At 39.6% G+C, this 24,142-nt stretch carries 21 protein-coding genes; 6 read left to right on the plus strand and 15 right to left on the minus strand.

Annotated elements, in window-relative coordinates; genetic code table 11:
- Window positions 1-10: 10 nt before the first annotated feature.
- The 9 genes from CH361_RS03050 to CH361_RS03095 all read right to left on the minus strand — a co-directional run bounded on the left by CH361_RS03050 (window position 11) and on the right by CH361_RS03095 (window position 11,360).
- A complete protein-coding gene (locus tag CH361_RS03050) occupies window positions 11-3,388 on the minus strand; it encodes a chitobiase/beta-hexosaminidase C-terminal domain-containing protein (RefSeq protein WP_100789325.1) in 3,378 nt (1,125 codons plus the stop codon).
- Between the two features lie 217 nt (window positions 3,389-3,605).
- The gene (locus CH361_RS03055; RefSeq protein ID WP_100789326.1) at window positions 3,606-4,124 is read right to left on the minus strand and encodes a DUF1993 domain-containing protein; all 519 of its coding nucleotides are present in this window, start codon (window positions 4,122-4,124) and stop codon (window positions 3,606-3,608) included.
- A gap of 10 nt (window positions 4,125-4,134) precedes the next feature.
- Window positions 4,135-5,073, minus strand: a complete 939-nt coding sequence (locus CH361_RS03060) for a hypothetical protein (protein WP_100789327.1) — start codon at window positions 5,071-5,073, stop codon at window positions 4,135-4,137.
- Window positions 5,074-5,218: 145 nt separating this feature from the next.
- Entirely contained in the window at window positions 5,219-6,844 is a 1,626-nt protein-coding gene (locus tag CH361_RS03065) for a TPM domain-containing protein (protein ID WP_208861369.1), read from the minus strand.
- Between the two features lie 127 nt (window positions 6,845-6,971).
- Entirely contained in the window at window positions 6,972-7,487 is a 516-nt protein-coding gene (locus tag CH361_RS03070) for an Ig-like domain-containing domain (protein ID WP_125232050.1), read from the minus strand.
- Between the two features lie 241 nt (window positions 7,488-7,728).
- A complete protein-coding gene (locus CH361_RS03080; protein ID WP_100789330.1) occupies window positions 7,729-8,574 on the minus strand; it encodes a hypothetical protein in 846 nt (281 codons plus the stop codon).
- Between the two features lie 258 nt (window positions 8,575-8,832).
- The gene (locus CH361_RS03085) at window positions 8,833-9,642 is read right to left on the minus strand and encodes an Ig-like domain-containing domain (RefSeq protein WP_100789331.1); all 810 of its coding nucleotides are present in this window, start codon (window positions 9,640-9,642) and stop codon (window positions 8,833-8,835) included.
- A gap of 97 nt (window positions 9,643-9,739) precedes the next feature.
- On the minus strand, window positions 9,740-10,519 hold the full coding sequence (locus tag CH361_RS03090; protein WP_165782219.1) for a carboxypeptidase-like regulatory domain-containing protein: 780 nt from the start codon (window positions 10,517-10,519) through the stop codon (window positions 9,740-9,742).
- 22 nt (window positions 10,520-10,541) lie between these two features.
- Complete coding sequence (locus CH361_RS03095) at window positions 10,542-11,360, minus strand: LA_0442/LA_0875 N-terminal domain-containing protein (RefSeq protein WP_100789333.1); 819 nt, start codon at window positions 11,358-11,360, stop codon at window positions 10,542-10,544.
- Window positions 11,361-11,628: 268 nt separating this feature from the next.
- On the opposite strand from CH361_RS03095, the gene eat reads away from it, so the two are divergent.
- Window positions 11,629-12,924, plus strand: coding sequence for an ethanolamine permease (eat, locus tag CH361_RS03100; protein ID WP_100789446.1), 1,296 nt, complete (start codon window positions 11,629-11,631; stop codon window positions 12,922-12,924).
- Between the two features lie 55 nt (window positions 12,925-12,979).
- Here eat and CH361_RS03105 read toward each other — a convergent pair whose 3' ends face one another.
- From CH361_RS03105 to CH361_RS03120, 4 genes are read right to left on the minus strand one after another with little or no spacing between them, the layout of a single operon-like run.
- On the minus strand, window positions 12,980-15,052 hold the full coding sequence (locus CH361_RS03105) for an adenylate/guanylate cyclase domain-containing protein (RefSeq protein WP_100789334.1): 2,073 nt from the start codon (window positions 15,050-15,052) through the stop codon (window positions 12,980-12,982).
- Complete coding sequence (locus tag CH361_RS03110) at window positions 15,052-16,614, minus strand: FMN-binding glutamate synthase family protein (protein WP_100789335.1); 1,563 nt, start codon at window positions 16,612-16,614, stop codon at window positions 15,052-15,054. Before CH361_RS03110 ends, CH361_RS03105 begins: the two co-directional genes overlap by 1 nt.
- A gap of 29 nt (window positions 16,615-16,643) precedes the next feature.
- Window positions 16,644-17,042 (minus strand): response regulator, encoded by a 399-nt coding sequence (locus tag CH361_RS03115; protein WP_100789336.1) that lies wholly within the window; start codon window positions 17,040-17,042, stop codon window positions 16,644-16,646.
- Complete coding sequence (locus tag CH361_RS03120) at window positions 17,039-18,553, minus strand: PAS domain-containing protein (protein ID WP_100789337.1); 1,515 nt, start codon at window positions 18,551-18,553, stop codon at window positions 17,039-17,041. Before CH361_RS03120 ends, CH361_RS03115 begins: the two co-directional genes overlap by 4 nt.
- A gap of 144 nt (window positions 18,554-18,697) precedes the next feature.
- Between CH361_RS03120 and CH361_RS03125 the strand changes: the two genes are divergently transcribed.
- Window positions 18,698-19,051, plus strand: a complete 354-nt coding sequence (locus CH361_RS03125) for a single-stranded DNA-binding protein (protein ID WP_100789338.1) — start codon at window positions 18,698-18,700, stop codon at window positions 19,049-19,051.
- Between the two features lie 44 nt (window positions 19,052-19,095).
- On the opposite strand, the gene CH361_RS03130 is transcribed toward CH361_RS03125, so the two are convergent.
- On the minus strand, window positions 19,096-20,169 hold the full coding sequence (locus CH361_RS03130; RefSeq protein WP_100789339.1) for a hypothetical protein: 1,074 nt from the start codon (window positions 20,167-20,169) through the stop codon (window positions 19,096-19,098).
- 52 nt (window positions 20,170-20,221) lie between these two features.
- A complete protein-coding gene (locus tag CH361_RS03135) occupies window positions 20,222-20,728 on the minus strand; it encodes a DUF3332 family protein (protein WP_100789340.1) in 507 nt (168 codons plus the stop codon).
- A 129-nt stretch (window positions 20,729-20,857) separates the two neighbouring features.
- On the opposite strand from CH361_RS03135, the gene CH361_RS03140 reads away from it, so the two are divergent.
- Genes CH361_RS03140 through CH361_RS03155 form a run of 4 tightly spaced genes read left to right on the plus strand, consistent with a single transcriptional unit; the run spans window position 20,858 to window position 24,136 of the window.
- Window positions 20,858-22,318 (plus strand): MBOAT family O-acyltransferase, encoded by a 1,461-nt coding sequence (locus tag CH361_RS03140; RefSeq protein ID WP_100789341.1) that lies wholly within the window; start codon window positions 20,858-20,860, stop codon window positions 22,316-22,318.
- Window positions 22,319-22,365: 47 nt separating this feature from the next.
- Window positions 22,366-22,713, plus strand: a complete 348-nt coding sequence (locus tag CH361_RS03145) for a PilZ domain-containing protein (protein WP_100789342.1) — start codon at window positions 22,366-22,368, stop codon at window positions 22,711-22,713.
- Complete coding sequence (locus CH361_RS03150; RefSeq protein WP_100789343.1) at window positions 22,710-23,402, plus strand: Rossmann-fold NAD(P)-binding domain-containing protein; 693 nt, start codon at window positions 22,710-22,712, stop codon at window positions 23,400-23,402. Before CH361_RS03145 ends, CH361_RS03150 begins: the two co-directional genes overlap by 4 nt.
- A complete protein-coding gene (locus CH361_RS03155) occupies window positions 23,399-24,136 on the plus strand; it encodes a lysophospholipid acyltransferase family protein (RefSeq protein ID WP_100789344.1) in 738 nt (245 codons plus the stop codon). The genes CH361_RS03150 and CH361_RS03155 overlap by 4 nt, the downstream gene beginning before the upstream one ends.
- The last annotated feature ends 6 nt before the right edge of the window (window positions 24,137-24,142 follow it).

A 24,142-nucleotide genomic window follows, 5' to 3' on the forward strand; every position in this document is an offset into this window, starting at 1 on the left:
GTTGGGTTGGTTACCAAATAAAGAGACTTAGTTTGCTGTTGTTTGCAAGATTTTGACTCACCACTAGTAATTTTCCAGTAATTGGATCGATCGTAAGACTGGGCTCCATACCTGAATTTGTCCCTTGCCCGGCAGAGATATCTGTATGCGTACACGCACTTCCATCTAAGTTACAACGGAATAAACTGGCTTTGTAACCTGTAAAATTATTTCGAGTCACAACTAATAACTTTTCACTAGACCTATCAAGCATTGACTTAGGGGAAATACCGGAATATGAACCTTGTCCTGCGGAGATATCTGTATGATAACACCCAGTTCCATCTAAGTTGCAGCGATATAAACTTGGTTTGTTATCGTTAGCAGTATTCTGAGTTACGACTAATAATTTTGAATTGATTGTATCAATGGTGGGTTGGGGAAGAGTTCCAGAGTCAGTGCCTTGTCCAGCAGAGATATCCGTATGGGAACAAGCGGTTCCATCTAAGTTACAGCGATATAAACTTAACTTTCCAGAGTTGGCATTATTCCATGTCGTTACCAATAACTTCCCACTGATAGAGTCTATAATTACGTTGGGCCTCGCACCTGAATTTGTCCCTTGCCCGGCAGAGATATCTGTATGTGTACACGCACTTCCATCTAAGTTACAACGAAATAAGCTTAGTTTCCCATCGTTGCCACTATTCCATGTCGCAACCAGTAACTTTCTATTAATCGCATCAATCACTGCACTAGGTCTTAGTCCAGAATTTGTCCCTTGCCCGGCAGAGATATCCGTATGGGAACAAGCAGTTCCATCTAAGTTACAGCGAAACAAACTTAACTTACCAGTGTTGGCACTATTTTCTGCAGCCACCAGTAGTTTTCCATTGATCGGATCGATCACAGGATTGGGAATGCCAGTAATCACTTGGCCTGTAGAAATATCGATATGACTGCAATTGGATCCATCCAAGTTGCAACGGAACAAACTTAGTTTTGAAGAGTTTTCAATATTTCTCGTAATCGCTAATAGCTTTTGGTTCACAGTGTCAACCACTATGCTAGGGGAAACACCAGAACTTGTTCCCTGTCCTGCAGAAATATCTACATGAGTTCCTGTTACACTCATTCCAGGTGCTGTTGCTGTTGTAAATGCGATCGCTTCCAATAAAGACACGGCACTTGTGGCTGCAGAATTACTTGCTACGACTCTAAAGTAATACAATGTTCCACTACTTAAACCCGTAATAGTTGCATTGGCATTGGTCACCGGTCCAAAACTGGAGGATGCAGTTGTGACACCAGGACTTGCGCTATAGTACACAGTGTACGATGTGGCTCCAACCACAGGCCACCATTGTACTACGGCGCTTGTTCCCCCAGCTTGCGCTTCTACAAAAGCAGGAGCATCCGGTGGACCCACATAAAAACTTTTGTCACCAGCTGTGCTTAAATTTCCTGCTAAATCACGAGCTAAGTATTTGACTTGGTTGCTACCGTTGGAAAGTGCTACAGGACTTGCATATAAAGTCCCATTGGTAACGGCACCACTTCCATCAAATGTTGGTTCTGTGCCATTTAAAGTATAAATGATTTTATCACAACCAGAGCCATTTGTATCGGAGCAAGAGAGTTGGAGTTGGGTTCCAGATACAAATGGTCCGGACCCAGAAGGAGAGGCCATAGTTAGTACTGGCGCCGTAGTGTCCTTTTTAGAACTGCGAGTGGTGGAACCAAAATTACCAATTAAGTTTACCACACAAATCCGAATGGTATTGTCTCCTTCGGCAAACTGTGAGTTGGCGATGGTAGTAGATGTATCAGTGGTTGCCGCAATGTTTCCGGTAACATTGGCATTAGAACCTGTATTGGTAAGAGCGGTTCCATCAGAGCAACTAGAGCCACCCAAACGAATTTGGTAAGATCCCGCTTTGGAACTTTGCCAGCTAAGAGAAACGTTCGATGATCCATTGACGGTTGCCGTATGAGAGTTTACCGTGATGGTAGCAACTTGTGTGTCTACTGCATAGTTTGCGGAACTTACAGCAGACACATTTCCCGCTTTGTCACGAGCCACAAACTTTGTATAGGTGACAACTCCGTCACTCATCGCAATGGCGCTTGCGTATAAAGTTCCACTGCTTACGGTTCCAGTCGTTCCTTGGATGGCAGGGTTAGTGGGACTTGAACCTGTCTGCACTGCATAGGCAATCTGATCACAACCAGCACCACCCGTATCGGAACAGGAAAGAGAAACGGATGTCGCTGTTCCATAGTTTCCGGCACCTGGATCTGCACTCACCACAGGTGCTGTATCATCTCTTTGAAGAGTAATAGAGGTAAATCCAACAAGTCCATTAGAACCTGTTACACAGATTCGATAGGTCTTTGTGCCTTCACCAGTGAAGTGGGAATGAGAACGGATAAATCCTTGGTCTACATTGGCAGTGACCGATCCCGTAGTCGCGATGGTTCCTGTTTCACAAGAACTTCCTTCTCGAACAGTAAAAGAACCGGAACGATCGGATCGCCAAGTGGCAGTAGAGTTTGCAATCGCATTTGCTGATGCACTAATCGCAAGAGAAGATTGGCTGACAAGAGTAAGAGCTGGAATTTTGGTATCGATCGTATAAACGATGCTAATCGGTGTGGATAGATTTCCGGCACGATCTCTACAAATTGCATTGAGAGTGTGAGTTCCTTCGGTTGATAGGGACACTGCTTTGGAAGAAGTGGCAATGATCACACCATTCTTGGGAACAAAAGTTGGAGCCGTTGTATCCAGAGTATAAACAATAGAACCTGGTGCTTTGTTGTCAGCACAAGTGAGAGTGGTGGTTTGTGTAGTAGAAAAAGTTCCGGTTAACAAAGAACTGGTGATGGTAGGGGGTGTGGTATCACTTAAAATGGTAACTATAGCTGTATCATTCGGTGTTCCATCCCCATCGGTATCGAATCCAATTGGATTGCTGCTACCATCGACGATGATAACAACAGGATTTCCCGTTCCCCCTGGTCCAGTGGTTAAAAAACCAGGAGGGTTTGGGCTGATATAATAATCCGGTAAACCATCTCCATTAGAATCCACAGCATCCGGGATTCCATCTCCATTGGTGTCGAGCAAAAGCAGATTGGGCGTGGTTCCACCGGTAAGATTGATTCCATCGGAAACACCGTCCCCGTCAGAATCCACTAAGGTTCCATCAGGTTTTCCATCACCTGACAAATCTACTGCGGTGCCAGGAGTTAGGTTTTGGGTTGAGGAAGGAGATCCACCGACGAGTCCAAATAAGAACGCAAAGATGCTAAAGTCTGTTTTAGCGCTTTCGGGAGAAAATAATACGCAATTGCTTGTGAACAGAGTTAGGAAAGAAAGCAGGTAGATTTTGTTTTTGATTCGCATGCAAATTTTTCGCCTAAAATATATAAAAATATTCGGAAATGATAATGTCGATTTGGCAATCGTTCGAAGACAGCTAATTTCCATTAGCTTAGAAAAAAATTTGAATTTTTCCGTTAAAAACGTTCCAGAATTGCGGTTGAACCATTTTTAACGGTTTTCGGTAGGATAACGGTTGTGATGGGAAAAGGGATTTTGGGGAAATCCAGGGATGTAAATTTTATGTCTTAAACGGCATATCCCCTAAATAATCTTTTTTTCCAATTTCAATTCCGTTGTGCCTTAGAATCGCATAGGCAGTGGTTATGTGGAAATAAAAATTTGGAATCGCATGATGGGTAAGATATTCAAATCCCGTTAACTGTTTTCCTTCCCATCTAGGTAATGATATTTTCGTTTCAAACACCTGTTGGAAATCTTCTTTTTGATAAGTATCTAAATATTGAATCACAGAATGAATTCTAAGTTTTAGTTCTTCTAAATTCGTTTCAGTGTCTTCATGAACCGGTGCTTCTTTTCCAGTAATACGAGAAACAGCAAGTTTGGCAGTGTCGCAAGCGATTTGGATTTGTTTCGTTAAATGGAATTGGTCAGGGAAGAGTCGTGCATTCAGTAAATTGGCAAAAGGAAAATTTTTAGAAGCCGAATGAGTCTCGGCCTTTTCTAAAATTTTAATTAAATTCCTAAGACCTTTTTGGAAAGACTGAACAGAGATTTCGTAGATGATGGATTCATTCATAGTTCTATCTCTAGATCGCAATCCCACCAGATAAAACAAGTTCTAAAAATCCAAAATTTTGCGAAGCGCGATTGGATCCACCACTAGTAAGCACATCGGTAAGGTCAATGTATCCACCTTTGCCACCAAATTCTAGAAAGTAAGTCCTTGAAAATTCATAACGAGTGGCAACATATCCAGAGACACCATAACCAGAAAGATGAAAGTTATTGTTTTGGCCTTTTCCAAATACGCGTACATCACTTCGACATACAACAGGTCCACCTCCTATGGTTGAGACTAAACTAAGTCCACTCAGTCCATCAGAAGAAGTATAAAGAGGAGTGATCCAACCGAAATCTAAAAATAGGTAATTCAACCCATCGGTATGTTCGTATTTTAAAATATCAGGGGTTAGGGTAATGATTTGGTCGCCGCCATGGTAACCTGCCATTTGTTGTACATGTTCGGGAAACAGGTAAATGAATAGAGCAGATTCCAGAGATAATGCGGTTTGATTTTTTGCAATGACACCTGGGTCAATATAACCTGAATACTTTACCGGTTGGCCTGGGGTGACAACATACTTCATATGATCTTCCCCAAAAGCTAAGAAGAATCGGTCAGTAAAAAAATAACTGATCTTTAGATTGTATTGAGGGATTTCAAACTTGGAGGGGTTTAGATATACGTCTGCTCGAAAAGATTCTGGTTTATCTTTTGCATTCACCGATTTGAGAGTGTATTCGTATCCTGGGCCACGAAAATTGATATCGCTTTGAGTATAGCTACTTCGGTTGTATCCCCATTGGATATTCCAAGTACCTTTTTTATCGTGAATTGTTAGAGGAACCTCGTTTTCATTGGCTGAAATGGAGGAATTAAAAAGGAAGCAAAGGACAATAACGCAAAGTTTTTGTTTAGTAGAACCAAACTTTTGTTTGTTTCTTGGATCAAACAGATTGTACATAGCGCCATATTCTAGATTGGTATCAAAATCGAATAGGCGAATGTATGTTTGGTTCCGAAAAAGAAGAAATTTTTAAGTAGGGATAAATACTATATTTGTTTTCTTCGATTTCGGTTTATCATTGTCCTTTCTATTGGGTTGGACTTTAGTAACTTCCTCCACTTCCCCCTCCACCAGAGGAACCACCACCAAAACTTCCGCCACCTCCTCCTCCTCCACCAGAGGAACTACCCGAACTACTTTTTTGTTTTTGGGGAATGGTTTCGTATTCAGTGGCATTGTGTTTACAATGGGCACAGGTTCTTCGCACCTCCACTTTTCCTGAACTACTGTAAGTTGCTTCCGAAAGGATACGACTGGATTTACAAACAAAGGTTTCAAACTTACATTCGGGACAAGGTTTGATTTTGAGAAAAGACGTACCTTTGTGAATGTATTCGGGATTGATATTCTTAAATTTGAAGATAGAATTGGAATGACAACTTGGACAGACCCAAACATCATAATCGACTGAGTTGACAATTTCCTCTGAAACTTGACCTTCCGATAAATGTTTGTTATCTGCTTCTTCTGAAAGTTTGACCATCTTTGAACCACATTTTTCACATTTCCTTGGGATATTGCGAATGGCCTGCAATCGTTCCATTAACTTACGCATTCGTAAGTCTCCCCAAAAAATAAAAAACACGATGATACTTGCAATGATGAGAAAAATTGAAACAGGAAATAAGGCATCATCCAAAACCAATGAAAGTAAAGTAATCGCTATCACAACCGGACTAATCACAATTCCATAAAATAAAATAAAATCTGATTTATGAACGATATGATACTTGGCAGTCGGGGAAGGTGTGATCCAAACGATCAATCTTTGGAGTAAATTTAAAAAAACAAAAATTGCCAGATATCCGAAGATAAAGTATTGTTTTAGACGAAATGATTCTTCTTTTTCAATTCTTTCTAGTTCTGTAAACTTTTCGTTTAAGAGTCTAGATTCTTCATCGTTTAAGAAATAATTTCCAGTGGTATTGTATCTTTCGACAGTTTCTTCTAAAATTCTTTTTTCATCTTCTGTGAGTTGCGAATAAGATTTTCCTTGGTAATCATAGTAATCGGTTCTTTTCGATTCGTTGGAAGTCTCACTTCCCGTTGGATAGGTACTTGTATCTGAAGCAAAGTTTGAATCGGTAGTATTGGAAACTAAGTCTTCTACAGGGATTTCTGGATGATTGAGTTTATTGATAAGAGCCGCAACTGTGTCTGCATGTCCTTTTTGAAAATCGTCCGCTTTGAATGCGGGGATGGTGTAAGTATCGATGATTCGTTTGACCGTGGCATCGGGAAGGTCACCTTCTAAACCGTATCCAATTTCTATTTCCACCCGCCTTTGGTCGATGATATGTAGAATCAGGATTCCATTGTCTTTGCCTTTTTTTCCAATCTTCCAATAGTTAAAGAGAGCTACGGCAAAGTCTTTTGGCACATAACTTCCAATTGTTGGTAGTGTGACAACAGCGATTTCAAGTCCAGAAGATACCTCTTCGCCATTGATCATTTGGTCAATGACCGTTGTATCAGTTAAAACCCCAGCACTGTCTTCCACCCAACTGTTCCGGAGCTCTTTGGGATTGGGAACTTTGGAAACAAGAGTGTCGATGGATTCTTCGCTTGCGGAGGAACAATGAGAACCAAAGAGTAAAGCGGTGGTTACTGTTAAAGTCAGTAAAATTTTAGAGAAGTAGGTTTGTCTTGGGTTTACGGATGGGTTCACGACCGCTAAAGAGTATAAGGTCTAGTTTGGTTGTCAAGTCTGAGTTAGGGGAGAAAGGGTGATTGGTTGTTAATGGAAGGTTTTTCAGTTTAAGAGGGCAATTGATCCGATAGAAATACTAATTACGCTATGCTCCAGGACATCCTGAACAAGTGAATGTAACTTTTGTTCCGGGAGAAATTGGTTTCCCCGATTTGACTTTAACTCCCGATCCAAATGTAATCGTATAGGTATTCCCAGTGTTAATTCCGAAATTAACAGAAAGGTCAAATTTTCGATCACTAAGAGTAACAGTGGGGCCAAAGTTAATCGATTGGTTTTGGATAATGTTTGCGGTAATCCATGCACTTCCATTTGAAGCATCTACATCCAACTCTTCAGAAAAGGTAAATGAGAGTGTGTTTATCGGAGGGGAACTATCTTCTCCATCAGCTGGAATCGAGCTTACTAGAAAAAAATACGGTGATGGTGATTCCGGTGGTGTTGCTAGGGTAGCTAGTAATCCTGCTCCGGCTGCTTCTGGTTCTTCTTCTACAGTGGGGTTGATAATTCCGTTGACAACCGGATTGAAATAACAATTTCCCAATAGAATCCATAAACATACTAAAACGAGTGAAGTTGGTAAACGAAGTTGACGGCTCATAAGTTTTAGCTCCATGGAAACTGTGGCAATTTTGATTACGGAATCAAAATCAAGGGTTTACAATCCAGAGACACTAAGACTACAACAGTCTCCCAATCTTGGCAAGAAATTTCTTTACCAAGCCTCGCCTTCCTTCGGGGAGAGCGATACTCGGTTTTTAAGTGATTCCATAGAAACCAGAATGGAAAATTAGGGTAGGGTCAAAAATAGGCCGGTTTTCGTGTCTGTTAGTTGCTAAGGATCAAGATTCTGGTTCGACTCGGAACCGAATGGTTTTTGTTTTTAATACTTTGCCTGTGGCGGAACGAATGCCTGGAAATAAGGTGATCGTATAATCTATGCTGTTCTGAATTGATTGGGTACTCCAATACCCGCTGATGTCTTTCGGCGGCTGTCCTTCTTCGGAATTGATCATAACCGTAGTTACATAGATTGATGGAGTGATTATGATATTGTTGTTCCACCATGAAAGTAATCCCTCTTCATTCATTCCAAGGAGTTCACTTGTTAGGGATTCAGAAAAAATCAAAGTCATTGATTCCGGTGGGAATGGCATAGTCATATTGTTGGAAGGGTATGAGGAAACTAAGTCAAAATATTCAATTGTGTTTCCTGGAATTTGTAGCTCAAGAGCAGTAACAGTATAATTTGTGCCGGTTGTTAGTTCCGTCAAATGAACAGAGCCGATCCCAATCTCCAAACTAAATCGGTAAACCTCTTCTCCTCCTTCCGTTTGGACTACGCTGATGTCTGTCATTCCTAAACTAGTGAGTAAATAAAATCTCCCACCTAAATCTGTGAATGCAGATTGAGGTAAGTTTTTTGGTTCGGAGCTTCTGGAGATTACATTCAGTGTCAACCCATCGTCCGGCATTCCGTTGGATAAGATTTGTCCAGTGACTACATACTGGGATGGCACATTTGAAAACGCACCTGCAATCCCAAGGGCCATCATGCCCATAGGGTCATCCTTCTCTTCCACTGGATTTAAAATTCCATTCACTAAGGGATTAAAATAACAGTTCCCGAATAGAAAACACATACAAAATAAAACAAGTGAAGTCGAAAAAATAGAATTTCGGTTCATGAGAGTCCCCTGTCCAATTCATAACTAACAATGAATTCTTAAAAGGAAATCATTGCTCTGTGTTGATTATTTAAAATAATAATATTAATGAGTTTTAATATTATTGGCAAGGACTTTTATTAAAGTATATCGATCCCTTTAAAACGAATGGCATTCGGTTTTTGTTGGAAATTAGTTGGATTTGGGCTCTAGAGTCAAAAACCTAGATTTTCAAGGAAGACCTAGGTGTAGAATAGAAACGAAGGATCTACTGTGTTATTAGAATTCCCCAACCATGAATTGCATTATTGTTGGCCTGACAGTTTTTCCAGATGTTGTTTTGATACCGGAATTCATAGTGATAGTATAAGGGGTGGACGGGAAAAGGGAACCACTAAAGTTGATTTCGACGCTGCTTTTAGAAATACCTACAGAAGATACTTCAATAGAAGGGGTGATAATAAAGTTATTTGAAGCCCAGAGGATATTATCATTATCTTCTGGATGGGCTACATCCTCTGAGAAGTTGAATATAAACTTACTAGAAATCATTTCATAGTTACTGCTATTAATTAATAATCCATCATACGGTATAGAAGACATTAATTCTAAATAAACAGGAGGTTCTTCTCCAAGGACATAGATATCTAAGTTTTGGACTTGATAACTAAGATTGTCAACGGTGACAACGGTAGCTGCCATTTCTGAGACCATCAATTTTATAGTAACTAGTGTACCTGAATCCGTAAATTGTAAAGTCTGAAGTCCCGTTGGGATATTTAGATAAAATCTACCTGCTCCATTGGTTGTGGAAGAAGTAGCATTGTCCTTTGAAGAATATGACAGGTTCACTAAACTGACTTCTGTATTGGCAAGCGGGGCACCGAATACTTTGATTTGGCCCGTAATGCTCACCGTAAATGATTGGCTTCCGATACCACCCGCCAATCCGAGTAATGGGGACGAATCGGTTTCTTTTACTTCTGGATTGAGTAATCCATTTACCAAAGGATTAAAGTAACAGTTTCCTAAAAGAAAACAGATAGAAAATAAAACAAACGAAGTGTGAAGAATGGATTTTCGATTCATAAAAGTTGATTCCTTCCGCTTGGATGGTTGTGGTAAATGTATATGCTGTTTCATTTGAATATTCATGAATTTTAATTTGTTTAGAAAGAGAGATTCTTTATAGTGGTAGACTCTCAATGCGAAAACGAATGGTATTGGACTTTATACTTTTACCTGAGACAGATCGGATTCCTGGCATAAGGGTCAGAGTATAGTCAGTTTGAATGGTAAAAGTGTTCATCGCGACCCCAATAATAATAGCATTTGTTGAATTTGCAACCGAACCAAAGCTTATTGTTGGGGATACGATAAAGTTCTGGGCTGCCCATTGGTCATAATCTGCGACAGTTTCCAGATCCTCGGAAAACTTAAAATAAAAACCAGTCCCGAATATCGACATATAATCTTCGTCAATAATCACCAAACCCTCGTAAGGAAGAGATGCAACCAAATCAAAGTAAGATGGAATTTCTGAGGTTGCTGGGTAGGATTCTAGGTTGGTTATTGTATAACTGGAATTTCCAATCGTTACCAAACTTACCATAGGGGGCATTACCAAAAGGTCTAATGTGAATTTGGTTCCGTTATCATTCACTTCGAGTTGTATCGATCCGGAAGGTCCCGTAATATGAAATCGACCAGCATCGTTTGTGGTGCTGGTTAAAGATTCTGAACCTTTGATTTTTATGCTCGCATTTACCACGGCGACGCCTGCATTTGATTTTAATTGACCCGTGATATTAAACTCGGTAGAAGGGATCCCCAAAAGTCCCCAAAAAACTCCTGAATTTTTTTCTTCTTCTAATGGATTCAAAAATCCATTAACAATCGGATTGAAGTAACAATTGTTAATGGAAGATAAAGTCATCAATCCAAAAAATAAAGAAATCCATCTCATTTTTTTTAACACAAATGTTTTCTTACTTCTTCTTCTTTAAAGCTTCCAAATCTCTTTCGAGTTGTTCTAACTCGTATTTTTCTTCTGCTTCTTTGAGTTCTTGTTCGGTTCTGATTTGTTCTACAGCTTCGTCTTTGATGCGTTTGATTTCGGAATCGGAAACCATACGATATCCATTTCCTTCACAAACATCGACTACAATTGTTTTGCGGGTGATGGTAATGAGAAATCCACCGAGAAGAGTGACTGCCATATCGGTCCAGGTGGAAGTTTGTTTGATGCGAACCGGGCGGTTGTCTTTTGGGAGTAAATCATTCCAATCGGGTTCACTAAATCTAAGACCACCAAACAACCAAAAATACTCTGGATACTCTGAGAATCGTTGGCACCTTGCTGAGTCCGGAGCAAGAGTGATCATATTCCCATCGGCAACGGAACCAAGAACAAAGGAATCGCGAAGGCTATGAGTGACCACTTCACCGCCTCCTTCTTTCGCTTTTTTTTCTGATTCTTGTCGTGTTAGTTCTTCTCTGCGTTTACGAATTTCTTCTTGTTTGGCTGCGATGGCTTTGTCTTTTTCAGCCTTTCGTTTTTCTTCTTCTTCCTTACGGATGTTTTCTTCTTCTGCTTCCGCAATGTCTTTATAGATAATTTTTAAGACAGTTTTTTTGGAAATGACCATATGTTTTCCGTTTTGTGTATCTATTTCTACACTGTCCACATTCTGGTTGGTCACAATCCCTTTGATGGATTTACCTTGTTTGAGAAGGATAGTTTGTACTGCACTTAAGGGAAAAATTGCAAATAATAGTATCATTAAGGTTAAATAGATGTTTCGCATATCTTGGTCCGTTCCTAGTATTTGCCCTATATTATTAGGATTTAGAATCATTTGCAATACCGAATTTTATCATTTAGCAGAAATACTTCGAGAAATGGAGATTATTTAACGGAGATCGGTATCATTTCCCGCCAAACATCCTCAAGCGAAACTTGAAAGATGTTGCCGATATCTATGAGCAAATGATTAGTACATTACATTATTTTTTCATTTGATTCGTGGTTATTGTTTTGATTTTGATACAAGTGTTTTGTCACAAAGAGGTAACATGAAAGAAGACGGGAAGATGCATAAAGTTCTACATTCTGTGCATTTATGGGGCATTGCGGTCGGACTTGTCATTTCTGGTGATTATTTTGGTTGGAACTTTGGTTGGTCCAAAGCCAGTTTTTGGGAATTCAGTTTTGCTGTTGGTTGGATTGCTACCTTTTATGTGCTATTTGCTCTTTGTTTTACCGAGCTTGCGGCCAGTATCCCACAATCGGGGGGGCCTTCTGCATATGCCAAAAGGGCTCTTGGGGATTTGTTTGGACTCATCACAGGGTATTTAGTTCTCGTTGAATTTTTACTCGCACCTCCTGCCATTGCATCCGCTTTGGGAGGATACATACATTTTCTTTTTCCCGTGATCCCAGAATTTGGCGCTGGTATTGTTATGTTTTGTTTATTGTTATTAATCAACTTAACAGGGATTAAACAAACAGCTCGCTTTGAACTTTTGGTAACACTTGTGGCCGTCTTTGGGCTTTTGTTTTATCTGGGATTTCTTGCGCCTCACGTTTCTTTAGATCGGATTCCTCCTTTGCCTGAGATGAATTCGATCTCTTGGGGATCGGTATTTCTATCGATACCTTTTGCCATTTGGTTTTTTTTGGCAGTAGAAGGTGTGGCTTTGGCTTCCGAAGAGGTTCGTAATCCGGCCCGTGACATTCCCATCGGTTACACTGCTGGAATTTTTACATTACTCTGTTTGGCAGGTCTTATTTTTGTTTTCACAGCCTCTGTGGTTGATATCAAAGAAATTGCAGAGTTGGATTATCCTTTATCTTACGTATTGCAGAAGTTATATGGCAGCGAACAGATTTGGCCTTTTGTATTTACCTTCATTGGTTTGTTTGGCCTTGTCGCTTCTTTATTTGGGATCATCCTTGGAAATTCGAGACTCATTTATGCAATGGCCAAAGAAGGATACTTACCAACTTACCTTTCTAAACTAAGTAAGGGATCTCTTGTTCCAGGGAATGCAGTTCTTACTGGTGGAGTTTTGGGTATTTTCTGTATGTGTTTTTTGGATACTGCGGAACTCATCACCATCTCTGCGTTAGGTGCTTGTGGGATGTATCTCTTGAGTCTTGTTTCCTACTTTGTTTTGCGTAAGAAGGAACCAGAGATGCCAAGGCCCTATAAAGCTCCTTTTTATCCCATACTCCCTGGAATTGCGCTTGTTCTTGGAATTGTGGCTTGTGGTTCCGTTTCCGTTTCTGAGCCGTATTTGGCACTTGGAGTTTTGGGAGTTGGAGTTACTTTGGGAATTGGTTATTCTATAAAGCAGAAAAGAAACTGAACTGAATTGTAAATGGATTCAATCGATACAAATGGGGTTGAAATCAATATTTGAATTAACTTCCCATTTCCATTTTTGATTTTTCTTTGGATTCTTGGGAACGATCTAAAAACAACCTTGAGACGGAGTCGTCAGGGTTTTTGTCTAATAGTTTGGCAAAACCTTCGATGGCCTCTTCAAAATCTTCTCTACGGAAAGCATCCAGAGCGAGTGTATAATCATCTTTCGTTGAAACAAGTCTAGATGCTTTTGCTGGTTCATATCCATCCAAAACTTCCACAACAAATACGGATTCGGTTTTTCCTTTGATCGCCACTCGGTCGAGTAACCGGTAATGATAACCTAGTCCATCGGATGCTTCAATAAAAGTATCTGCACTGATCACAATCCGGGAAGAAAAGAGTTTTGTGATTCCTTCGATACGAGAGGCGAGGTTCACGGCATCGGAGATCACAGTTCCTTCCATTCGTTTGTGTTCACCTAATATTCCTAAGGTGAGGTTCCCTGTGTGAATCCCAATTCCTACTTCGATAGGAATATAACCACAGTTTGCTCTATGGCTGTTATAAATGCGAATCGCTTCTTGCATTTCGACGGCCGCTTTGATGGCATCGTTGATATCATAGGGAAACAGGGCCATTACCGCATCACCAATAAACTTATCGATGAATCCATTATTGTGCCTGATGATGGGACCCACTCGTTGGAGATAACTGTTTAAAAAGTCAAAGTTTTCTTTGGGAGTGAGTGTTTCTGAAAATTCGGTAAAGGATCTGATGTCAGCAAAGAGGATGGTCATCCGTTTCTGTACTTGATCTCCTAAGTCCACATCTCTGATATCTGTTTTGCCAAGATGGTATAAAAATTCTGTTGGAACAAAATGGCTAAAAGAATTATTGAATTGTTTTTGTTCTTCTGCGAATTCAAGAGTTTTGTCTATGTTTTGTCGTACAATCCGTCCGAAAGTGATGACTTGCAAAAATACAAACATAACTACAGTAGCAGGAGCAATGTACATGGTGTGAATTAAGGATTCTGCATGTAAAACATCATTTGTGGCTCCCGCAAGAACCACAAACATTCCTAATAGTAAAATTTTGGATTCCATTCGGTTCTTTTTGTAAGCGCGATATAAATAGATAAATATCAGAACTCCATTTGCAACAAAACCAAATGGATAAATGGAAGCTGTCTCCGTAAAGTAAACAGGTGGTAATAAGAGGCCAAGGGTTAGGATGGCGGATAAAGCATAAAAGAAATTTCCCATTCGTTTGGAGAAATCTTCTGGAAAAACTGTATAAAAGTAATGATAGAGTAGGGGTGCAGACCAAAACCAAGAGATGTATTCTAGTCTTAATAAAAGCCAATAAGGAACATCCGCAAACTCTAATAGAATTCGTTCTCCTGTTGATATGGTTCGGAGAAAAACTGCCATAGAAAAGAGAAATATTCCAATTGTATGTTTTCCATCTCGATTGTAAAAATACATGACTAGAAAAAACAAACTTACAAATGCAAGAATCGATGATAACATCGTCTCGTTGATCTTTCGTTTGGTGATTCGACTTTCTCCTTTTTCATAAGTAGAAAGGACGACATCAGTCCAAATTCCGCCTTTTCTATGTATGTAGTTTGCAACGTAGATATCAATGGTTAAGTCTGATCCTTTCGGTAGTACTACAAGAGTAGATTCAACTTTGGGACTGTATTCGTTGGGATTGGAACCTGGTTTTCCTGCTCCACCTAAATATTCGCCATTTACATAAATTGCGTACGATGTGTCCTGTTCATGGACAGTGAGAGCCATAGTTTCCGTCGAGTTTTCTGCCAGTTTTACCTTAAGTCGGAAACTAGCATGGCCAAATCCACCGAGGGTGCCGTACGGCATTGGAAATCCATTCCAATGATCAGGAAGGACTAAATAGAAGTTGGAACTTGTTTCCTTAATTTTGGAAGGAGGAGTGTTCCAAAAAAAATTCCACTCTCCATGGAGAGCAACAAATGGTTGGCTGGCGAACGAATGTTGGCTTAAATCTAAAAATCCCTTCTGTGCTTCTGCTTTAGTATTTCTTTCCTCTGAAAGGCAACTAACAAGGAATAAAGTAAGAATTAGAAAGGACTTTTTCATTAGGCTTGTCTTTTCGGAAATATCGTGTAATCTTGAAGTTTTGTGAAATGCACTTCGTCTCGTTTGTAACCGAGTAACCCTTCTAAGGTTTGGTAACGATTCATCCCCATACTGATTTCTACATCTTTGCCTGTGAATTGACCCGGGTGTTCGTATCCGCAAGAATGGGCTAAACTCAGAAGTTCCTTTCGGAATCCTTGGATGTATTTGGCGGCACGTTTTCCTTTGATCTCTGGATCCACACCTCTTTGTAACCACCAGTTTTGGGTCGCGACCCCAGCCGGGCAATGGTCTGTATGGCATTTTTGGGCTTGGATACAACCAATGGATAACATGGCTTCTCTGGCTACGTTGATGAGATCACAACCCATGGCAATGGCAACGACGGCTCTGTCAGGAAAACCCAGTTTCCCTGATCCAATCCATACAATCTGTTCTGACAATCCTTCTCTTTGAAATAGAGTATAAACTCTTTGGAATCCAATTTTAAAAGGTAAGGAAACGTGGTCCGCATAAGTCAGGGGAGCAGCACCTGTGCCTCCTTCTCCTCCATCGATGGTGATAAAATCGGGACCTTGGGAAGTTTGTTTCATCTCTTGTGATAATTCTTCCCAAAATTCAATTTCCCCAACGGCACTTTTGATTCCTACAGGGAGCCCTGTTCCGGTAGCAATCCTTTCTATGAATTGAACTAGTTCTTTTACACTGGTAAACTCGCTATGGGAGTTAGGTGAGATACAATCTTTTCCTTCTTCGACATGACGGATGGCTGCAATTTCTGCATTTACTTTTTTTGCAGGAAGGATTCCGCCTTTCCCTGGTTTGGCGCCTTGAGAAAGTTTGATTTCAATCATTTTGATACAAGGATTTTTTCCGACTTTCTCTTTTAAGACATCCAAACTGAATTTTCCTGATTTGTCTCTGGCCCCAAAGTATCCAGTTCCAATTTGCCAAACCATGTCTGCCCCTTCCAGATGGTAATGACTGAGGCCTCCTTCACCTGTGTTTTGATAGGCGCCTGAATCTCTAGCTCCTCTGTTGAGAGCCATCACAGCATTTTTGCCGAGAGATCCAAATGACATGGCAGAGATATTAATAATGGAATATGGCCTGTAAGGGAATTTACGTTTGGGACCAATGATCTTTAAACAAGGAATACAACTTGGATCTTGGTTGTGGATATAGGCCTTAGCTTCTGGATAAGGAAAGGCTTTGTGTTTGATGATAGGATATCCAGGTTCGTATTGGATTTCTGTCGTTCCAAATCCAAAATTATTATTTTGTCCTTTAGCCGTTGCATAGATCCAACTTCTTTCGGTTCTGTCAAAGGGACGTTCTTCTTTGTCGTGAGCCACCCAATACTGCCTGAGTTCTGGCCCTATCATTTCTAAAAAATAACGGAGCCGGCCGACAATGGGGAAGTTCCTCTGAATCGTGTGCGTTTTTTGTGTAATGTCTCGGATAAAGACAAGTACTAGAAACAACAAAAGTCCAACGAGTGTGGAAGACAGAGGATAGGTTTCAATCCAATTGAGTATCTGATCCATAAGAGGTGCGTCCATTTCTATATACGAAGCAAAATAATGACAAGCTAAGATTGGACGTGAGAAATTGATTCCAAAAGTTTTTCTTTGGTAAAGGGTTTGAAAATATACCCTGAGATGATCGGAATTTTTGCCGCTCGGTCTGTGTCAGCGATGTCTACAGAAGAACTAACTAAAAAAATTTCAATGGATTTGGGAAACTGAGAGTGGATCTTTCCAAATGCGTCTAAAAATTGCCAACCGTCCATCAGTGGCATATTGATATCTAAAAAAATAATATCAGGAAGTTTGTCTTTATTCTGAACTTCTGTATGAAAAAAATCCAGAGCATTTTCTGCATCTGAGAAAATCAAAACCTCTCCTTTAATTCCTGCATTGGATATGATTTTTTTGGTAGTGAATTGATAGATCTGATCATCGTCGATAACACAAATTTTGGGAGTCATATGCCTAGACTCCTATTGGGAAAGTACATACGAAAGGTAATGCCTTCGCCTGATATGGATTGCATCTCAACCTTTCCTCCCACCGATTCGATTTTACTTTGAATCAAAAATAACCCCAGACCTCTACCATCCATCTGACGACGAAAAGTCTCATTTAAATTAAAAAATTGGTCATTGTACTGGTCTAAATCGACCCCCGTTCCGTTGTCGGAATAGGAAATGGCAGTCTGGGAACCATCGGAAAAGGATTCTATGGAGATATTTTGGGTTCTGCCTGGGTGGGTAAATCGGTCCGAATTGTCGAATAATTGTAAAAAAACCATTTCTAAAAAATCTTTCGAAAGATACGCGGTTGGTGCTTTTGAGAATTCGGTTTGGACTTTTATTGCTTCGTTTTTCCATCTTCCTTCCATTTGTTCCAGGGCATTTTTCAAAGTTTGGGAGATATCTACGAGTTCGCATTGGTAAGAATCTGGACTTTTCATTTGTAGAATCGATTTGTTTTCGGCAATGAGCGATTCCAGATTTTGGACAGCATATAGTAAATCTGCTTCCCATCCTTTTGTCTCAGGAAACTGGTTTGAAGTTTTGATTGAATCCAAAAGATGATTGAGTTGGTTTAATGATTTTTGTAATTCATGAAAGATGATTTGGTCATAGGACTCGTGTTGTTTGTTTTGGATGAAAAGGGAATTGGATTTTGACTGTAGATCTCCAATCCTTTTTTGAAGGACCACTTCGTTTTTTTTCCTTTGGTCAATGTCTATGATTTGTGCTAAGTAGTGAATGGGATGGCCTTTGTCATCTCTGAGAACGGTGACAGTGATAAAAGCCCAAACTTTATTTCCCGATTTGTGAATGTATTGTTTTTCGATGGAATAATTGTCTATGATTCCTTTTTGTACTTCGTCTCGAAATTTTAAGTTTTCTTCGAGTTCATCGAGTGAACTGATATCGGAAAAATGTTTTCCAATGATTTCATAAATTTGATAACCTAAAAAATCTGCAAAAGCTAAATTTGCCTCATCGATATAACCATTTTTTCCCGTAAGTACAAGTCCAATGGGAGAGTTATGAAACATAGTATTGAACCTACGTTCAGCTGTTGCTAAATTTGCCTCTGTATCAATTTTTTCAGAGATATCTCGAGACGATGTGTGAATGTATTTTGCCCCTGTTGTGGGATGAATCGTCAAACGATTGTCAGATTGTAGCCAAATATAATTTCCATCTTTGTGTAAAAAACGAAAAGTACTGTGTATGTTTTCTTCACCGCGAAGGATGGGTTGGTGTGACCTTTCCTGGATCAGTCTTCTTTCATCTGGGTGGAAATAGTCGTAGGGATTTTTTCCAATCAGTTCTTCGGATTTGTAACCAATGATTTTTTCTGAATTGGGGCTTACGTAAATATACGTTCCGTCCGGTTCATGCAAACAAACCAACTCACGGCTAATTGCCGTTACAAGGTGGAGTATTTCTGCGTCGGGAAGTCCCACAGACGAAATCTTCATTTTCTCCAATGGATTGTCTATCTTAAATGCCCGGTTGGGTCGTAGATTCTAGAAAATTCTTAAGAAAACCCTTTTTTTGAAACCAATTCATATAAAAACGAACCGGTCTTTTGTGGCTAAGAAAATTGATTTAAGGATACTCAAATGAAAAATCTATCGTACATCATTCTGGATGGAAATTTAACCGCAGACCCAGAGGAAAGAAATGTCGCGGGAGGAAAATCTCTCGCTGTTTTCACAGTTGCTGTCAACCATACAGCAAACAACCAAGAAGGTAAGGAGAAAGACGACGTCTCTTACTTTGAGGTAGAGGCTTGGGAAAAATTAGGAGAGAACTGTGTGGAATACCTTAAGAAGGGAAGTAAGGTGACGGTTATGGGAAATCTGAAACAAAACCGATGGAAAAGTCCGGACGGGGAAAACAGGTCTAAAATCAAAGTGACTGCTTCTACCGTTCGTTTTGACAGTGCTCGTAAAAAAGATTCGAAGGCTGCGTAAAAAACCAAAGGACGGGTGTTGGATTTCCCTCACCCGTTTTTTACTTATGGGGTAGGGATCGTTCTCTTTTTATGTTTTGTATGAGTGGGAGAATCAAAAATAGAATGACTGTCGTTATGTTCCGATTTGGAATCTTCTGTCGATTCTTCTGCGAGTTTTTTTTCTTCGCTACGATCGTCATGTAATGATTGTTTTCCATTTTTAAACACGGACAAAATTCGAAAATACCTTGGCGAAGATACTAAGTTCCATTCTCTAAAAAAGAATTTAGTAAATCCATGTTTTGGTCCAAAGGCACCATTACTTGTCTCAATTTTGTTTTTGATATTTGTTTTGAAATCGGATTGTTCTTCTTTTGTTAAGTTAGGAAATTTTGCCACTTCCCCATCCACATAACGATTACGAAGAATGTCTAGTTCTCTGCGATTACGTCTTGTAACGTCCTCAAAAAAATATTGGTTAGGACCGTTACAATTCCCTGAGTATGATTCACAATTAGGTTCTAGATGTGGATTTACATAAGTGAGTTCTAGATAGATACTAATGTATTCTCCTGGGTTTGGAACTTTACCATCGTGAATTTCTAAAACTTGGGGAACCGTATCTCTGTCTGTGTACTGTCTTTCGATTGCTTCTCTTGAAATTTTAGTTTCAGGGCTTGTGCTATTCACCTTTACGGGTTTTTTTGATTCACCCACAATGACTTTGTTTCGCATTACTTCAGTTTTGGTTTCCAAAATTTCATAAGCTTGGAAGTTAACTGGTTGTTTGGCGATGATTTCCCCTTTTTGGTTGAGTGCAACGATATGATGTTCTAAAATATTGCCGGCAATGATTTCTTCAATGATACTAATTCCAGCATCTTCAAAGAATAGATCCAATTGAATGAAAGGGATTTTATTTTCGGAGTATTCGACATTCACGCCTGGTTCTTGGGTGAGAGGTTTTTTTCCTTCTTTGGAATCTGTATGGACCGCTTCCGATTTTGTAATCATCCGGATGTGGTTGAGATTGATTTGTTCTGTGCGAGTGGGAAATGTTGGGGTAATTACCTGTTGCGGAGTTTCACATCCGAAAGTAAGGAGTAACAGGAAGCCAAAAAAATACAAGCGGTTCATATACTAAGTATCGGTCATGGATTGCCCCTAAAATTAGGGGCAATTAATAAGATTAGATGTGTTTTGCGCTCATTGGAGGAAGGATTGGTCCACTCGTTTGGATGATTTCCACATACTTTCCATTGGTCAAACGGAAAGCCTTTTCCGGTTTGTCTTTTAAGAAGTATACAGTTTCCATTCCGGTTTGAGTAGGAGCTTCCATTTTTAAAACCTTTCCCCACTCTGTATAAGTGAAAGTAACTGTTTTGCCGTCCATTGTATATTCTTTCACAAGTTTCCCATCAAAGTCATACTCTGCCATTGCAATCGGATTACGGTCTGTCCAAAACTCGATTAAGTTAAAAATAAAAATATCTAGAAAACTTCCGAATCCGTAAGCAATATAAAGTGGGAAAATCATCAAAAGGGAACGAAAGAAACTTGCGATTTTACCAGAACCAATTTGGATGTTTCCGTTAAACGAATAGACTGCTTTCACTGCTCCGAATTTTCCAAAACAATTTGCAAATAAACCAAAGGATAGGATTCCTATGAGTGTTGATGTGAGTAATTTTTTCATTTTTACCTCGTAGTTCTGAACTTAAAAACTAAAGACCAATCCTAGGAGATTCTGGAATCATCTGCAAGCCGAAATGATTGACATGGTCATTTTTTCGAAGAATCTGGTCTGAATAGAAGGCATATCCCATTGATCTTTTCCGATTTTGAATACTTTGTCTTCTTTCTCTTCGTTTTTTTTACAGTTTGGTACGTATTCCCCGCAATTTTCTCCAACCAATCAAGAGAAACACGAATCTTACATATCTTCCTTCTCATCAGTAGTTATTTTTTTTACATGTCTTGGGACTACCGTTTTGGTGCTCTCATTCTACTTTCTACAGCGATCGATTATTTTGTCGGACTCAAACTAGCATCTGAATCAAGAGAGAAGGTAAGGTATTATCTTTTACTCTTTAGTTTGATTACGAATTTAGTATTTATCTTAGGATTTTTTAAATACTACAATTTTTTAGTCACATCTGTGAATTCAATCACCAATCCTTTGTTTGGTGTTGATACCTTACCTGTTTTAAAAATCATTTTACCTGCAGGTATTTCCTTTTTTACCTTCCAGTCTTTGTCCTATACGATTGATGTTTATCGAAATGAAATTCCTGCCGAAAAAGACTTCATTCGATTTGCTCTTTTTGTGAGTTTTTTCCCTCAACTTGTGGCAGGTCCCATTGTGACTGCAAGAACCTTTATGCCACAGTTGTATACACCAAAGAAACTAGAAGACATTGAGTTTCGTGTAGCGATTCGTTTTTTTATGTTGGGTTATTTTAAAAAAGCTGTTCTTTCCGATATGGTGGCTCCCACAATCGACACAATATATGCAGATCCATCTGGGCACCACGCCTATGCATTGTTAATTGCAGCAGCTCTCGGTGGAATCCAGGTTTATTTAGATTTTAGCGGTTATTCGGATATGGCAATTGGAAGTGCAATGTTACTTGGTTATAAACTTCCTACTAATTTCAATTTGCCTTTCCTTGCCACTTCTGTTTCTGGGTTTTGGCGTCGTTGGCACATGACATTAAATTCTTGGTTAAGGGATTATATTTATATTCCTATGGGGGGAAGTCGGGTAACTTCCGTAAGACGTAAGTTTAACCTTTGGTTTACTATGTTTGTGAGCGGGGTTTGGCATGGAGCCCAATGGACCTTTGTGTTTTGGGGAAGTTTAAACGGATTTTTTTATGTTTTGGAAGAGATTTGGAATGAGTGGTTTCCGAACCAAAAGAACGGTAAAGAATCAAATCCTTGGTATAAAGCTCCTCTTTGGCTTTTTCAGAACATTCTCAATAGCTCTATTTTCTTTTTAGGTGCTGTATTCTTTCGATCTCTATCTTGGGAAAATGCTTGGGTGCACATTCGGGGAATTTTTACCTTCCAAGCAGGGCAGATCCGTCCCTACATGTGGAAAGACTTCCTTTGGATCCTATTTTTCCTCTATTTGGGTCATATCATCGGTTATTTTATCTTTGAGAAGGGAAAATGGAAAGGGATCCCTGCCAGTTTGGAATTTGCTCTCTATCCTGTTCTTTTTCTTGTCTTAAATTTAGCTACACCAGAAAACTCTGTTCCGTTCATTTACTTTCAGTTCTAATCTGCTTTTTTCGTTTCCAATAATGCGAATCCTTTTACCTTGTTGCTATGGAAAGTGAGCGAAGGCTTCCACGAATATCCCCAGGTGACTTTTCTGAATTTGAGATCCACTTGGATTTAGAAGGGATCACATTATTTGGAAAGTTGGGGAATATTTCCGAAGAAGGCCTTTGTTTTTTGGGTGAAGATGATTTGCTCAGTGATGAAATCGAATCCCAAGTTTTGGGAAGTATTGTTTGGGCAAAAGGCACCAAACGTATGTTTTTTGAGGGAACAGTGATGTGGACTCAAACTTCAAAAATTAAAAACGTAGTCTATTATATCGCAGGAATTCAGTTTCAAGAAAGACTGAATCTTACAGATTCTATGCTTGCTCGCAGTTTGGAGATCAAATGAAAATACTACTTCTTGGCGGAACTGGCCTGATTGGAAAACAGGTTTTGTTATCCCTTGTTTTTTATCCACAAATCAAAAAGGTAATTGTTTGGGCCAGAAATTCACAATCGAATCCAAACCCAAATGTTCCCATTGAAGTTGTGCAAGTGAGTTGGGAAGACTTTAAGACGGGAAAGGTTAATATTCCCGATGGTTTGGATGCTGTGTTTTGTTGTCTTGGTACAACCATTAACAAAGCAGGGAGCCAAGAAAAATTTAAAGAAATTGATTACGAATATCCTTTGTTTGCTGCAAAACAAGCTAAAGAAAAAAAGGTTCCTGGGTTTTATATCATCACTGCTATGGGGTCTGATTCCAAATCATCCATTTTTTATAACCGAGTGAAGGGTGAAATCGAAACGGAACTTCGAAAATTAGAATTTCCCTTCCTCGGAATTTTTAGACCTTCACTTCTCATTGGTGAAAGAGAAGAGGTGCGAGTGGGTGAAAAAGTGGGGGAGTTTTTAGGAAACCTAATTCCTTTTGGACTTCTTGGGCTCAAAAAATTCAAACCGATACCTGGTGAGTATGTAGCCAAATCTATGATCTATTCTTTGTTACACGACAAACCGAAACCGAATTCCTCGGCAACGGTTAAAATTTATGAAAACGATGTCCTTTGGGAGATCGGTAAGGACCATTCTTTTTGATTCCCGACAACAAACAAAAACCCTATTCCAAAACCAAATACATCATCCTGAGTTGGGTGGTTCACTTCATTGTTAGAGTTTGGTATCTATTCATTCGGAACCAAAAATTCATCATTCCTGATGAATCAGCCAAAGTCATTGAAAAAGGTTCTGGTTATATCATTGCCGTTTTCCATGAAACCACACTTTCCCTTTATCGACATGCGACTCAGTATTTAAAACGAAAGAAAAAAGCTGATATGGTGGCTCTCGTTTCTCAATCAAAAGATGGAGAGATCATCCACCAAACATTTGCTCGCTCTAACCTTCGTTCGGTCAGAGGTTCTTCCACCAGAGGGGGAACGGGGGCTTTTCGTAATATTCTAAAAGAAATGAAACAAGGTGCTGTTCCTATTTTTACCGTCGATGGCCCCAAAGGCCCGAGAAGGGAAGTAAAACCAGGTGTCATTGTGACCGCGTCTCTCACAGGTTTTCCGATTCTGTATTTGCATTCTTGTTATGACAGGGCTTATACGTTTAAAAGTTGGGACAGGCATTTTTTCCCCAAATTTGGAGCAAGGCTTTTCATCCAGTATGGCGAGCCTTTCTTTGTTCCCAAAGGTCTGTCGGAGAGCCAAATGGATGAATATGCCAAAAAATTGGAAATTGCCATGGGGAAAAATGCGGAAACTCTGGAATCCTATGTGCGTGGACTCTTTCCTGACAATTCTATTGACGTACCACCTAAACTCTAAATTTTA

The sequence above is a fragment of the Leptospira brenneri genome (assembly GCF_002812125.1).
In the GTDB taxonomy this organism is placed as follows: domain Bacteria; phylum Spirochaetota; class Leptospiria; order Leptospirales; family Leptospiraceae; genus Leptospira_A; species Leptospira_A brenneri.

What these genes read in the sequence shown, in the direction of transcription:
- CH361_RS03050 (WP_100789325.1), bottom strand. Translation starts at nt 3,388, where the DNA reads ATGCGAATCAAAAACAAAATCTACCTGCTTTCTTTCCTAACTCTGTTC.
- CH361_RS03055 (WP_100789326.1), bottom strand. Translation starts at nt 4,124, where the DNA reads ATGAATGAATCCATCATCTACGAAATCTCTGTTCAGTCTTTCCAAAAA.
- CH361_RS03060 (WP_100789327.1), bottom strand. Translation starts at nt 5,073, where the DNA reads ATGTACAATCTGTTTGATCCAAGAAACAAACAAAAGTTTGGTTCTACT.
- CH361_RS03070 (WP_125232050.1), bottom strand. Translation starts at nt 7,487, where the DNA reads ATGAGCCGTCAACTTCGTTTACCAACTTCACTCGTTTTAGTATGTTTA.
- CH361_RS03080 (WP_100789330.1), bottom strand. Translation starts at nt 8,574, where the DNA reads ATGAACCGAAATTCTATTTTTTCGACTTCACTTGTTTTATTTTGTATG.
- CH361_RS03085 (WP_100789331.1), bottom strand. Translation starts at nt 9,642, where the DNA reads ATGAATCGAAAATCCATTCTTCACACTTCGTTTGTTTTATTTTCTATC.
- CH361_RS03090 (WP_165782219.1), bottom strand. Translation starts at nt 10,519, where the DNA reads ATGAGATGGATTTCTTTATTTTTTGGATTGATGACTTTATCTTCCATT.
- CH361_RS03095 (WP_100789333.1), bottom strand. Translation starts at nt 11,360, where the DNA reads ATGCGAAACATCTATTTAACCTTAATGATACTATTATTTGCAATTTTT.
- eat (WP_100789446.1), top strand. Translation starts at nt 11,629, where the DNA reads ATGAAAGAAGACGGGAAGATGCATAAAGTTCTACATTCTGTGCATTTA.
- CH361_RS03105 (WP_100789334.1), bottom strand. Translation starts at nt 15,052, where the DNA reads ATGAAAAAGTCCTTTCTAATTCTTACTTTATTCCTTGTTAGTTGCCTT.
- CH361_RS03110 (WP_100789335.1), bottom strand. Translation starts at nt 16,614, where the DNA reads ATGGACGCACCTCTTATGGATCAGATACTCAATTGGATTGAAACCTAT.
- CH361_RS03115 (WP_100789336.1), bottom strand. Translation starts at nt 17,042, where the DNA reads ATGACTCCCAAAATTTGTGTTATCGACGATGATCAGATCTATCAATTC.
- CH361_RS03120 (WP_100789337.1), bottom strand. Translation starts at nt 18,553, where the DNA reads ATGAAGATTTCGTCTGTGGGACTTCCCGACGCAGAAATACTCCACCTT.
- CH361_RS03125 (WP_100789338.1), top strand. Translation starts at nt 18,698, where the DNA reads ATGAAAAATCTATCGTACATCATTCTGGATGGAAATTTAACCGCAGAC.
- CH361_RS03130 (WP_100789339.1), bottom strand. Translation starts at nt 20,169, where the DNA reads ATGAACCGCTTGTATTTTTTTGGCTTCCTGTTACTCCTTACTTTCGGA.
- CH361_RS03135 (WP_100789340.1), bottom strand. Translation starts at nt 20,728, where the DNA reads ATGAAAAAATTACTCACATCAACACTCATAGGAATCCTATCCTTTGGT.
- CH361_RS03145 (WP_100789342.1), top strand. Translation starts at nt 22,366, where the DNA reads ATGGAAAGTGAGCGAAGGCTTCCACGAATATCCCCAGGTGACTTTTCT.
- CH361_RS03150 (WP_100789343.1), top strand. Translation starts at nt 22,710, where the DNA reads ATGAAAATACTACTTCTTGGCGGAACTGGCCTGATTGGAAAACAGGTT.